The organism is Streptomyces desertarenae, from assembly GCF_042681365.1.
Lineage (GTDB): Bacteria > Actinomycetota > Actinomycetes > Streptomycetales > Streptomycetaceae > Streptomyces > Streptomyces desertarenae.
In genome coordinates this window covers 1-12,498 of sequence record NZ_JBHUFU010000022.1, presented here as the reverse complement: position 1 = coordinate 12,498, position 12,498 = coordinate 1, and the positions used below count along the sequence as shown (strand labels likewise).

The following is a 12,498-nucleotide window of genomic DNA, read 5'->3' as shown; positions in this document are numbered from 1 at the left end:
CGGGACGGTGTTCCTCCCGACGCCCCCGTGGCGACGGACCCCGTCCGCGCGGGGCGATCCTACTGGCAGTGCGCGCCGGCGGAGAGCGGTAGGGTGGCGCGCGACATATGCGCAGCGTGAGCGGCCGGCCGACGGTGGGGAGCCGCGGGAGGACACGGGGTTCCCGTGGAGGGGCCGTGCGCATCGTGTGGAGCCAGTGAGAGCCAGTGAGCAGCCCACGAGGGGGATCTCTGAGGTGAGTACGACTGCACCGGCAGCCGCCACCGGCTTCTGCCGGGTCACCATCGTCGCGCCCGACAGCCGCATCGACGTCGCGCTCCCCGAGGACGTTCCGGTCGCCGACCTCTACCCCGAGGTCCTCCGCCTCAGCGGCCAGTCCCCCGAGGAGGGCGCCCCGGTCGGCTACCACCTGGTGCGCCGCGACGGCAGCGTGCTGGACGCCTCCCGCTCCTTCGGGGCCCAGCGCGTCCTGGACGGCGAGGTCCTCAGCCTCCGCCCGTTCGCCGAGTCGCTGCCGCCGGCCGTCTTCGACGACGTCTCCGACGCGGTCGCCTCCGCGGTGAGCCGGGACCGCAGGATGTGGAGCGACGACCTGATGCGCGGCGCCGGCCTGGTCGGCGGCGTGGTGCTGCTGGCGCTCATGGCCTTCGTGCTGTGGTTCGCCGACCCGGTCCGCCACGACATGCACAGCCTGCCGGGCGTCCTCGCCGCCGTGACCGGGGTGCTGCTGATCGCCTTCGCGGGCGTGCGCGCCCGCGTCTACGACGACCGCTCCTCCGCCGTCGCGCTCGGGCTCGCGTCCCTGCCGCACGTGATGATCGCCGGCTCCGGTCTGCTGCCGCCGGCGGACGGCGCCGGTGTCGGCCGGCTGCAGTTCCTGCTGGGGTGCGTGGCCGTCCTGGTCGCCTCCGTGGCCCTGATCGCCGTCACGCCCAGCGGGGACGGCCCGTTCGTCGCCGCCGCCTTCGCCTCGACCGTGGGCACCCTCGTCACCTTCGTGGCCATCCTCACCGAGCTGCGCCCGGTGGAGGCCGCCGCCGTGTGCGTGCCGGTGGCCGTCGGAGCCATCGCCTTCCTGCCCGGCCTGTCCGCCCGCTTCGCCCGGCTGCCCATCGGCTACCACCCGCCCCGCACCGGCGCCATGCGCTACGACGAGGATCCGGACGCCGCCCCCGACACCGCCGGCCCCGTCGACGCCGACCGCATCGCCGCCCAGGCCCGCCGCGGGCACGAGATGCTCCTCGGCCTCGTCGGCGGCTGCGCGGCCGTCGCCGTCGGCGCCTGCGCCGTGCTGGGCTTCTCCGACTCCGGCTGGGGCCAGCTCCTGGCCCTGGCCACCGGGCTCGGCCTGCTGGCGCGCGCCCGCCTGTTCCGCTACACCGCCCAGGTGGCCTGCACGCTGGCCGCCGGCCTGGTCTCGCTGGCCCTGCTCTCCCTGGGCCTGGCGCTCAACCCGCCCGCCGACCTGGTGCAGAAGCTGCTGACGGGGGACGGCGGCGCCCTGGACCTGCGGACGATCTGGCTGTCGGCCGCCCTCGCCGCCGCGGCCGCCCTGCTCACGGCCATCGGGCTGGTCGTGCCGCGGCGCGGCGTCACCCCCTTCTGGGGCCGCTTCCTCGACATCGCCGAGGGCTTCGTCCTGCTGACGCTGGTCCCGCTCTGCCTGGCGGTGCTGGACGCCTACTCCGCGGCCCGGAGCATGACCGGCTGAACCGCTCCACGCCCCGCGAACGGGCCGGTCACCGCGGCGTCGGCGCCGCTCCCGCGGTGATCGGCCCGTCGTACGGCTGGTAAGGTGGTCCGCGGCCGTGTGCGTACGCGCCTCCGGGAGAGCCTGGGGGCAGCGCCCAGCGGACCCCGCCTCCCGAGTCCCGGAAGATCCCCTGTGCACAGGACCAGGGGCACTCGGTGGCCTCACGAAGAACCCCGAGGAGTATCGCGTGTCGCTCGACGCCGCTACGAAGAAGCAGATCATGGCCGAGTTCGCCACCAAGGAGGGCGACACCGGCTCCCCCGAGGTGCAGGTCGCGCTGCTCACCCGCCGCATCTCCGACCTCACCGAGCACCTCAAGACCCACAAGCACGACCACCACTCCCGCCGCGGTCTGCTGCTGCTGGTCGGCCAGCGCCGCCGCCTGCTGCAGTACCTGGCGAAGAAGGACATCCAGCGCTTCCGCGCCCTGGTGGAGCGCCTGGGCATCCGCCGCGGCGCCGCGGGCGCCCGGTAGCACGCGCAGAAGGGAGCGGTTCCCCCGGCGGGGGCCGCTCCCTTCGCCGTACGCGCGGAAGACCTTCGCGGCGTACGGGACCTCACGGGGAGCAGAAGCTTTGTAGTCTGGTCCCACAACGACATACCGAATGAGGCGGAGCGTTCTCACGCCGCCGGTCCTCGGTAGTGGCCCCCGGGCACCGATCCCGGGAGCTTCGATCGAAGACCGGCCCGTACGGGAAGACGCTCCACCATCACGGTCCCCGCCACCCGGGCGGAGACACAGACGAGGAGAATTTCCTGGTGGAGAACGAGACCCACTACGCCGAAGCCGTCATCGACAACGGTTCCTTCGGCACCCGCACGATCCGCTTCGAGACGGGCCGGCTCGCCCGGCAGGCCGCCGGCTCCGCCGTGGCCTACCTGGACGACGACACCATGGTGCTGTCGGCCACCACCGCCTCGAAGCAGCCGAAGGACCAGCTGGACTTCTTCCCCCTGACGGTCGACGTCGAGGAGCGGATGTACGCCGCGGGCAAGGTCCCCGGCTCCTTCTTCCGCCGTGAGGGCCGTCCCAGCGAGGACGCGATCCTCACCTGCCGCCTGATCGACCGCCCGCTGCGCCCCTCCTTCAAGAAGGGCCTGCGCAACGAGATCCAGGTCGTCGAGACGATCATGGCGCTCAACCCCGACCACCTGTACGACGTCGTCGCGATCAACGCCGCGTCCTGCTCCACGCAGCTGGCCGGCCTGCCCTTCTCCGGCCCGATCGGCGGCACCCGCGTCGCCCTGATCCGCGGCCAGTGGGTGGCCTTCCCCACCCACAGCGAGCTGGAGGAGGCCGTCTTCGACATGGTCGTCGCCGGCCGCGTCCTGCCCGACGGCGACGTCGCGATCATGATGGTCGAGGCCGAGGCCACCGAGAGGACCGTCGAGCTGGTCAAGGGCGGTGCCGAGGCGCCGGCCGAGGAGGTCGTCGCCGCCGGCCTGGAGGCCGCCAAGCCCTTCATCAAGACCCTGTGCAAGGCCCAGTCCGACCTGGCCGCCAAGGCCGCCAAGCCGGTCGGCGAGTTCCCGATCTTCCTGGACTACCAGGACGACGTGTACGAGGCGCTGGAGCAGGCCGTCCGCGACGAGCTGGCCCAGGCCCTCACCATCGCGGCCAAGCAGGAGCGCGAGAGCGAGCTGGACCGCGTCAAGGCGCTGGCCGCCGAGAAGCTGCTGCCGCAGTTCGAGGGCCGCGAGAAGGAGATCTCCGCGGCCTACCGGGCGCTGACCAAGGCCCTGGTCCGCGAGCGCGTCATCAAGGAGAAGAAGCGCATCGACGGCCGCGGTCTCACCGAGATCCGCACCCTGGCCGCCGAGGTGGAGGCGATCCCGCGGGTGCACGGCTCGGCCCTGTTCGAGCGCGGCGAGACCCAGATCCTGGGCGTCACCACCCTCAACATGCTCCGCATGGAGCAGCAGCTCGACACCCTCTCGCCGGTGACGCGCAAGCGCTACATGCACCACTACAACTTCCCGCCGTACTCCACCGGTGAGACCGGCCGCGTCGGCTCCCCCAAGCGCCGCGAGATCGGCCACGGCGCGCTGGCCGAGCGGGCCATCGTCCCGGTGCTGCCCTCGCGCGAGGAGTTCCCCTACGCCATCCGCCAGGTCTCCGAGGCGCTGGGCTCCAACGGCTCGACGTCCATGGGCGCGGTCTGCGCCTCCACCATGTCGCTGCTGAACGCCGGTGTGCCCCTCAAGGCCCCGGTCGCCGGCATCGCCATGGGCCTGATCTCCCAGGAGGTCGAGGGCGAGACCCACTACGTCACCCTCACCGACATCCTCGGTGCGGAGGACGCCTTCGGCGACATGGACTTCAAGGTCGCCGGCACCCGCCAGTTCGTCACCGCCCTCCAGCTCGACACCAAGCTGGACGGCATCCCGGCCTCCGTGCTGGCCGCGGCCCTCAAGCAGGCCCGCGACGCCCGCCTGCACATCCTGGACGTGATGAGCGAGGCCATCGACGTCCCCGACGAGATGTCCCCCAACGCGCCGCGGATCATCACCGTGAAGATCCCGGTGGACAAGATCGGCGAGGTCATCGGCCCCAAGGGCAAGATGATCAACCAGATCCAGGAGGACACCGGCGCCGACATCACCATCGAGGACGACGGCACCATCTACATCGGTGCCGCCGACGGACCGGCCGCCGAGGCCGCCCGCACCGCCATCAACGGCATCGCCAACCCGACGATGCCCGAGGTCGGCGAGCGCTACCTGGGCACGGTCGTGAAGACCACCACCTTCGGCGCCTTCGTCTCGCTCCTGCCGGGCAAGGACGGCCTGCTGCACATCTCGCAGATCCGCAAGCTCGCCGGCGGCAAGCGCGTGGAGAACGTCGAGGACGTGCTCGGGGTCGGCCAGAAGGTCCAGGTCGAGATCGCCGAGATCGACCAGCGCGGCAAGCTGTCGCTGATCCCGGTCCTGGACGAGGAAGACGGCGCGGACAGCGCCGAGGGCGCCGACGACGAGAAGGACACCGCCGCCAAGTGACGCGCACGCCCCGTACGACGGCCCGCCCCGCCTCCCCGGCGGGGCGGGCCGTCGCCCATGCCCACTCCTCCCGCTCCCTCCCGCTCCCCGCCGCCCACCGCGGCTCCAGGGCCGCCGCAGGCGGGGACCCGGGGGGAGCCGTCCGCAAGACCGTGCTCCCCGGCGGGCTGCGCGTGGTGACGCAGTCCGTGCCGGACGTCCGCTCCGCGACCTTCGGCATCTGGGCGCGGGTCGGCTCCCGCGACGAGACGCCCGCCCTCAACGGCGCCACCCACTACCTTGAGCACCTGCTCTTCAAGGGCACCAGGCGCCGCAGCGCCCTGGACATCTCCGCGGAGATCGACGCGGTCGGCGGCGAGATGAACGCCTTCACGGCGAAGGAGTTCACCTGCTACTACGCCCGGGTCCTGGACACCGACCTGCCGCTGGCGATCGACGTCGTCTGCGACATGCTCACCGGTTCGCTGATCCGCTCCGAGGACGTCGAGGCCGAGCGCGGCGTCGTCCTGGAGGAGATCGCCATGACCGAGGACGACCCCGGCGACTGCGTCCACGACCTGTTCGCCAGGACCATGCTCGGCGACACCCCGCTGGGCCGCCCGGTCCTGGGCACCAACGAGACGATCAACGCCCTGACCCGCGACCGCATCGCCCGCTTCTACCGCCGGCACTACGACCCCACCCACCTGGTCGTCGCCGCCGCGGGCAACCTCGACCACGACACGGTCGTGCGCCAGGTGCGGGAGGCGTTCGAGGCGGCGGGTGCGCTGGCGGACGCCGGCGCCGAACCCGTCGGGCCGCGCACCGGAGCGCGCCGCATCCGCACCGCCGGCCGCGTGGAGGTGCTCGACCGCGGCACCGAGCAGGCCCACGTGGTCCTGGGCGTGCCCGGTCTGTCCCGCACCGACGAGCGCCGCTGGGCGCTGGGCGTGCTCAGCGCGGCCCTGGGCGGCGGCATGAGCTCGCGGCTCTTCCAGGAGGTCCGGGAGAAGCGCGGTCTGGCCTACAGCGTCTACTCCTACACGTCCGGGTTCGCCGACTGCGGCCTGTTCGGCGTCTACGTCGGGTGCCGCCCGAACCTGGTCCACGACGTGCTGAAGATCTGCCGCGACGAGCTCGACCACGTCGCCGAGCACGGGCTGGACGACGAGGAGCTGCGGCGCGCCGTCGGGCAGCTGGCCGGCTCCACGGTGCTGGGCATGGAGGACACCGGTGCCCTGATGAACCACATCGGCAAGGGCGAGCTGTGCTGGGGCCGGCAGATGTCGGTCGACGACATGCTCGGGCGGATCTCCGCCGTCACCCCCGACGACGTCCGCTCGGTGGCCCGCGAGATCCTGGGCCAGAGGCCCTCGCTCTCGGTCATCGGACCGCTGACCGACCGGCAGAGCGCCCGCCTGGACGAAGCCGTCGCCTGACCCGCCCCCGACCCGCGGGGGCGCCACGGCAGGCGCACCCGCTCCGCGCCGTCCCCGCGGCGGCGCCCGCGACCCGAAGGAAGACATACGCACATGAGCAAGCTCCGCGTGGCAGTCCTCGGAGCCAGGGGCCGGATCGGCTCCGAGGCCGTGCGCGCCGTGGAGGGCGCCGACGACATGGAACTCGTCGCGGCCCTCGACCGCGACGACAGCCTGGAGGCCCTCACCGGGGCAGGCGCCCAGGTCGCGGTGGACCTGACCCACCCCGAGGCGGTGATGGGCAACCTCGAGTACTGCGTCGGCCACGGCATCCACGGCGTCGTCGGCACCACCGGCTGGACCGACGAGCGCTTCGGGCGGCTCCGCGGCTGGCTGGACGCCTCACCGGGCACCGGGGTGCTGGTCGCGCCGAACTTCTCCATCGGCGCCGTCCTCACCATGCGCTTCGCCCAGCAGGCCGCCCGCTTCTTCGAGTCCGTCGAGGTCGTCGAGCTCCACCACCCGAACAAGGCCGACGCTCCCTCCGGCACCGCGACCCGCACCGCCCAGCTCATCGCAGCCGCCCGTGCCGAGGCCGGCTGCCCCCCGCAGCCGGACGCCACCACCTCCGCCCTCGACGGCGCCCGCGGGGCCGACGTGGACGGGGTCCCGGTGCACGCGGTGCGCCTGCGGGGCCTGCTGGCCCACCAGGAGGTGCTGCTCGGCGACACCGGCGAGACCCTCACCATCCGCCACGACTCGCTCCACCACAGCTGCTTCATGCCGGGCATCCTGCTGGGCGTGCGCCGGGTGGTGGACGCCCCCGGGCTTACCGTGGGGCTGGAGAACTTCCTGGACCTGGACTGAGGGCCGTGGGCGGAAAGATCACCTACGCCTTCCTCGCCACCGCGCTGGTCGTCGTCTTCGCGGTGGTGGCGCTGGAGGGCGTGCTGCTGCTGCGCACGGGCGAGCCCGCCGCGATGGGGATGGGCGCCGTGGCCTTCGTGCTGCCGTGTGTCGGCGTCTGGTTCCTGTGGCACAACACCCGCTTCGCGCGGAACGCGGGCCGGCTGGCGCGGGAGCTGGAGGCCGAGGGCGGGCTGCCGCAGGACGGGCCGGAGCGGACCCCGGGCGGCCGGGTGGACCGGGCCTCGGCCGACGAGGTCTTCGCCCGCCGCAAGGCCGAGGCGGAAGCCGCACCGGACGACTGGCGCTGCTGGTTCCGGCTGGCCGTCGCGTACCACGACGCCAGGGACACTCCTCGGGCCCGCAAGGCGATGCAGCGGGCCATCGCCCTGCACGACGGCAAGCCCGTCCGCGGCGACGGCCGCTGACAGGCCCCCGCCGCCCTGCCTCCGGCGCCGTCCGCCGCCCCCGCTCGGACGGGAGACGGCGCCGGACGGCGCCGGGGGGGGGCGGAGCGGCGCGCTCACGGGTGGCGGCGGTACTCCGCGGCCCAGGCCTCGACCATGTCCGCAGCCCGGTCGAAGGCCTCCGGACGCGCCAGGAAGTCGGCGTCGTGGTCGGTGAGGAGCGTCTGTGCGGCCCCGCTCTCGCGCGATCCGGCGAGCAGCGCCTGGCCCTGCACGGTGCGCGGCAGACCGAGCCACCGAACCGGCTGCTGCGCGGTCCGCACCGACGTGACGTTTCGCCACGCCAGCGTCACCGTCCTGAACAGCGAGACCCGGCGTATCCCGTGGGAACTGACCCACACCCCCACGCGGAGCATCCGCAGCGCGTAGGCGATCACCAGCGCCGCCGCGGCCAGGCACGCCCCGGCCTCCGCCGCGGTGCCCGCCATGGCGATGATCAGGGTGGACAGCAGCAGGTAGGAGGCGATCAGCAGCGCCACGGCCGACGCGGCGACACGCCACGGGCCGGGCCGGTACGGACGCCGCCACCGTTCACGCTCCTCGTACGGCAGCGGAGCTTCCGAGAGGGCGGCGTCCGGTTCGCCGTCGGCCGTCAGGAAGTGCAGGGGCACGGGATCCTCGCTCACAGGCACGTTCGGTGGGGAGTCTGTGAGCGAGGAGATTATCAGCGGCCCTCGGCGGCGGTCGGCCCGTCCGGCCGGCCTCCCGGCGCGTCCGGAGTCTCCAGGGCGGGTATGCCCAGCAGCAGGGAGCCGATCAGCCCGGCCACGACGACCAGACCCAGCAGGACGCGGCCGGCGATCTGCGATCCCGTCGGGCGCACGCGCGGGGGCGTGACGTTGCTGCGGAACCGCTCGGACTCGGCGGTGAAGGCGAAGGGAACGGACTCTTCGCGGCGGTCCATGGGGTTCGGGCTCCTCGTACGACGGTCTGCGCTGTCGTACGGAGAACGTCCACCCGTTCGACGGTGTGCCCGTTTTCGGTAACAAACGGGGAAACATCACCGCCGTGCCCGCCGTGCGGCCCCCGGCGCCGCCGCCCGGTCCCGGCTCCGTCCGGCGGCGCGGCCCCCGTAGGCTGGTCGCGCCCCGCAGCGACGAGACCGGAAGGACCTCCCAGGTGCCCGATCCCTCCACCCCCCGCTTCCGCAGTGACATGACCGTCGAGCTGGTCAAGCACACCGCCGCAGACACCGACGTGCTGTGGGCGGCGCGGGTCTCCACGGCGGGCGAGCAGTCCCTGGACGAGCTGGAGAAGGACCCGGAGCGCTCCAAGGGACTGATCAACTACCTGATGCGCGACCGGCACGGCAGCCCGTTCGAGCACAACTCGATGACCTTCTTCATCAGCGCGCCGCTGTTCGTCTTCCGGGAGTTCCACCGCCACCGGGTCGGCTGGAGCTACAACGAGGAGTCCGGCCGCTACCGGGAGCTGGAGCCGGTCTTCTACGTCCCCGACGCCTCCCGCAGGCTGGTGCAGGAGGGCCGCCCGGGCAAGTACCGGTTCGTCGAGGGGACCGCGGAGCAGCACAAGCTCGTCACCGAGGCGCTGGAGGAGTCCTACCGCCGTTCCTACGAGGCCTACCGGGAGATGCTGGCCGCCGGCATCGCCCGCGAGGTGGCCCGCGCGGCCCTGCCGGTCGGCCTGTACTCGTCGATGTACGCGACCTGCAACGCCCGCTCGCTGATGCACTTCCTGGGACTGCGCACGCAGCACGAGCTGGCGAAGGTGCCCTCCTTCCCGCAGCGGGAGATCGAGATGGTCGCCGAGCGGATGGAGGAGCACTGGGCGCGGCTCATGCCGCTGACCCACGCGGCGTTCAACGCCAACGGGCGGGTGGCGCCGTAGCGGCTCCGGGTGGGAGGCGGACCCTCGGGAACGGTGTCCGGATTGCGGCTTTTGGCGATGTTCGTCTACGCTCTTTCCACGGACCCGGCACTGTCTGAACCCCCGAGCGGACAGTGTCGGGCTCCGCAACCGGCCTCCCGAGGGAGCATCGCACCACAGGCTGCGAGTAGCGTGGGACCCATGGCTCCGACCTCCACACCGCAGACGCCCTTCGGGCGGGTCCTGACCGCGATGGTCACGCCGTTCACCGAAGACGGTGAACTCGACCTCGACGGCGCGCAGCGGCTCGCCGCCCACCTGGTGGACGCCGGCAACGACGGCCTGATCGTCAACGGCACCACCGGCGAGTCCCCGACCACCGGCGACGAGGAGAAAGCCCGGCTCGTGCGCGCCGTGGTCGAGGCGGTCGGAGACCGGGCCCACGTCGTCGCCGGAGCCGGCACCAACGACACCCGGCACAGTCTGGAGCTGGCCCGGGCCGCCGAGCGGGCGGGCGCCCACGGTCTGCTGGCCGTCACGCCGTACTACAGCAAGCCTCCGCAGGAGGGGCTGTACCGGCACTTCACGGCCATCGCCGACGCCACCGACCTGCCGGTGATGCTCTACGACATCCCCGGCCGCAGCGGCGTCCCGATCAACACCGAGACCATCGTCCGGCTGGCCGAGCACCCCAGGATCGTCGCCAACAAGGACGCCAAGGGCGACCTGGGCCGCGCGAGCTGGGCCATCGCCGCCAGCGGGCTCGCCTGGTACAGCGGTGACGACATGCTCAACCTGCCGCTGCTCTCCGTCGGCGCCGTCGGTTTCGTCTCGGTCGTCGGCCACGTGGTCGCCCCCGAACTGCGTGCGATGCTCGAGGCCCACCTCGGCGGCGACGTCGCCAAGGCGACGGAGATCCACCAGAAGCTGCTGCCGGTCTTCACCGGCATGTTCCGCACCCAGGGCGTGATCACCACCAAGGCCGCGCTCGCCCTCCAGGGCCTGCCCGCCGGCCCCCTGCGCCTGCCGCTCGTCGAGCTGTCCCCGGAGGAGACCGAGCAGCTCAAGCGCGATCTCGCAGCCGGTGGGGTACAGCTCTGACACAGGCTTCACAACTTCATACGGAACGACAACCGCACGTGCACGACGATCGCGCGCCACGTGCCCCGCGGGGGCGCGTGGCGTGCGTGATGAGGAGAGACTTTTGAGCCATCCGCATCCCGAACTCGGCCCGCCGCCGGCGCTCCCCGAGGGCGGCCTGCGCGTCACCCCGCTGGGCGGCCTGGGCGAGATCGGCCGCAACATGACCGTCTTCGAATACGGCGGGCGGTTGCTCGTCATCGACTGCGGCGTCCTGTTCCCGGAGGAGGAGCAGCCCGGCGTGGACCTGATCCTGCCGGACTTCAGCTCCGTGCGGGACCGGCTGGACGACATCGACGGCATCGTCCTGACCCACGGGCACGAGGACCACATCGGCGGTGTCCCGTACCTCCTGAGGGAGAAGCCGGACATCCCGCTGATCGGCTCCAAGCTCACCCTGGCCCTCATCGAGGCCAAGCTCCAGGAGCACCGCATCCGGCCGTACACCCTGGAGGTGGCGGAGGGGCACCGCGAGCGCATCGGCCCCTTCGACTGCGAGTTCGTGGCGGTCAACCACTCCATCCCGGACGCCCTCGCCGTCGCCGTCCGCACTCCGGCCGGCATGGTGGTCCACACCGGCGACTTCAAGATGGACCAGCTCCCGCTGGACCGCCGCCTCACCGACCTGCGGACCTTCGCCCGCCTGGGCGAGGAGGGCATCGACCTGCTGCTGTCGGACTCCACCAACGCCGAGGTGCCGGGCTTCACCCCGCACGAGCGCGACATCTCCCAGGTGCTGCGCCAGGTCTTCGCCGGAGCGCAGAAGCGCATCATCGTGGCGAGCTTCGCCAGTCACGTCCACCGCATCCAGCAGATCCTCGACGCCGCCCACGAGCACGGCCGCCGCGTCGCGTTCGTCGGCCGGTCGATGGTCCGCAACATGGGCATCGCCCGGGACCTCGGCTACCTCAGGGTCCCCGCCGGCCTGGTCGTGGACGTCAAGGCGCTGGACGACCTGCCGGACGACGAGGTGGTCCTCGTCTGCACCGGGTCGCAGGGCGAGCCGATGGCCGCGCTGTCGCGCATGGCCAACCGCGACCACCAGATCCGCATCGTCCCGGGTGACACGGTGATCCTCGCCTCGTCCCTGATCCCGGGCAACGAGAACGCGGTCTACCGCGTGATCAACGGGCTGACCCGGTGGGGCGCCGACGTCGTCCACAAGGGCAACGCCAAGGTCCACGTCTCGGGCCACGCCTCGGCCGGCGAGCTGCTGTACTTCTACAACATCTGCCGGCCGAAGAACCTGATGCCGGTCCACGGCGAGTGGCGCCACCTGCGCGCCAACGCGGAGCTGGGCGCCCTCACGGGTGTCCCCAAGGACCACATCGTCATCGCCGAGGACGGCGTGGTGGTCGACCTGGTCGACGGCAGGGCGAAGATCGTCGGCAAGGTCCAGGCGGGGTACGTCTACGTCGACGGCCTCTCCGTCGGGGACGTCACCGAGACCTCGCTGAAGGACCGCCGCATCCTCGGAGAGGAGGGCATCATCTCGGTCTTCGTGGTGGTGGACAGCAGCACCGGGAAGATCACCGCTGGTCCGCACATCCACTCCAGGGGCTCCGGCATCGACGACAGCGACTTCGGTTCCGTGGTCCCCAAGATCGACGAGGCCCTGGCCAAGGCCGCTCAGGACGGGGTCTCCGAGCCCCACCAGATTCAGCAGCTGATCCGCCGCACGGTGGGCCGGTGGGTGTCGGACAACTACCGCCGGCGTCCCATGATCCTTCCGGTGGTGGTCGAGGTCTGAGGCCCCGGTCCCAGGACCAACAGAGAGCGGGGCGCCCGGATTTGCATCCGGGCGCCCCGCTCCAGTACGTTTGGGGAACCGCCGAACGGGAACCGGAAGCAATCGCGCTTCGACAGGATCCCGGGAGCCGGAACCGGAGAACGGGACGGAAACGGACCGGAAAAAGGTTCTGGTAAGGTGGAAAACACCGAAGGGAAGCGCCCGGAGGGGCCCTGGGAAGGGGTTCCGAAGGAAGCGTCCGTTCCTTGAGAACTCAACAGC

The 12,498-nt window shown here is 72.2% G+C and carries 11 protein-coding genes; 9 read left to right on the top strand and 2 right to left on the bottom strand.

Annotated elements, in window-relative coordinates:
• The first annotated feature begins 235 nt into the window (after window positions 1-235).
• The 6 genes from eccD to ACFSJS_RS25245 all read left to right on the top strand — a co-directional run bounded on the left by eccD (window position 236) and on the right by ACFSJS_RS25245 (window position 7,481).
• The gene (gene eccD / locus ACFSJS_RS25270; protein WP_380904316.1) at window positions 236-1,711 is read left to right on the top strand and encodes a type VII secretion integral membrane protein EccD; all 1,476 of its coding nucleotides are present in this window, start codon (window positions 236-238) and stop codon (window positions 1,709-1,711) included.
• Between the two features lie 229 nt (window positions 1,712-1,940).
• Window positions 1,941-2,228, top strand: coding sequence for a 30S ribosomal protein S15 (gene rpsO, locus ACFSJS_RS25265; RefSeq protein ID WP_162466452.1), 288 nt, complete (start codon window positions 1,941-1,943; stop codon window positions 2,226-2,228).
• A gap of 284 nt (window positions 2,229-2,512) precedes the next feature.
• The gene (locus ACFSJS_RS25260) at window positions 2,513-4,750 is read left to right on the top strand and encodes a polyribonucleotide nucleotidyltransferase (RefSeq protein ID WP_380904314.1); all 2,238 of its coding nucleotides are present in this window, start codon (window positions 2,513-2,515) and stop codon (window positions 4,748-4,750) included.
• Window positions 4,747-6,168 carry a M16 family metallopeptidase gene (locus tag ACFSJS_RS25255; protein ID WP_380904312.1) on the top strand — a complete coding sequence of 474 codons (1,422 nt, stop codon included), beginning with the start codon at window positions 4,747-4,749 and terminating at the stop codon, window positions 6,166-6,168. The genes ACFSJS_RS25260 and ACFSJS_RS25255 overlap by 4 nt, the downstream gene beginning before the upstream one ends.
• A gap of 93 nt (window positions 6,169-6,261) precedes the next feature.
• Complete coding sequence (gene dapB / locus ACFSJS_RS25250) at window positions 6,262-7,014, top strand: 4-hydroxy-tetrahydrodipicolinate reductase (protein WP_380904310.1); 753 nt, start codon at window positions 6,262-6,264, stop codon at window positions 7,012-7,014.
• 5 nt (window positions 7,015-7,019) lie between these two features.
• A complete protein-coding gene (locus tag ACFSJS_RS25245; RefSeq protein WP_380904308.1) occupies window positions 7,020-7,481 on the top strand; it encodes a tetratricopeptide repeat protein in 462 nt (153 codons plus the stop codon).
• 95 nt (window positions 7,482-7,576) lie between these two features.
• Here the strand turns inward: ACFSJS_RS25245 and ACFSJS_RS25240 are convergent, their stop codons facing one another.
• Complete coding sequence (locus tag ACFSJS_RS25240; RefSeq protein ID WP_380904306.1) at window positions 7,577-8,131, bottom strand: hypothetical protein; 555 nt, start codon at window positions 8,129-8,131, stop codon at window positions 7,577-7,579.
• Window positions 8,132-8,184: 53 nt separating this feature from the next.
• Complete coding sequence (locus ACFSJS_RS25235) at window positions 8,185-8,424, bottom strand: hypothetical protein (RefSeq protein ID WP_380904304.1); 240 nt, start codon at window positions 8,422-8,424, stop codon at window positions 8,185-8,187.
• A 251-nt stretch (window positions 8,425-8,675) separates the two neighbouring features.
• On the opposite strand from ACFSJS_RS25235, the gene thyX reads away from it, so the two are divergent.
• The 3 genes from thyX to ACFSJS_RS25220 all read left to right on the top strand — a co-directional run bounded on the left by thyX (window position 8,676) and on the right by ACFSJS_RS25220 (window position 12,237).
• On the top strand, window positions 8,676-9,368 hold the full coding sequence (thyX, locus tag ACFSJS_RS25230; RefSeq protein WP_380904404.1) for an FAD-dependent thymidylate synthase: 693 nt from the start codon (window positions 8,676-8,678) through the stop codon (window positions 9,366-9,368).
• Window positions 9,369-9,548: 180 nt separating this feature from the next.
• Window positions 9,549-10,448, top strand: coding sequence for a 4-hydroxy-tetrahydrodipicolinate synthase (dapA, locus tag ACFSJS_RS25225; RefSeq protein ID WP_380904302.1), 900 nt, complete (start codon window positions 9,549-9,551; stop codon window positions 10,446-10,448).
• A gap of 103 nt (window positions 10,449-10,551) precedes the next feature.
• Window positions 10,552-12,237 carry a ribonuclease J gene (locus ACFSJS_RS25220; protein ID WP_380904300.1) on the top strand — a complete coding sequence of 562 codons (1,686 nt, stop codon included), beginning with the start codon at window positions 10,552-10,554 and terminating at the stop codon, window positions 12,235-12,237.
• Window positions 12,238-12,498 lie beyond the last annotated feature (261 nt).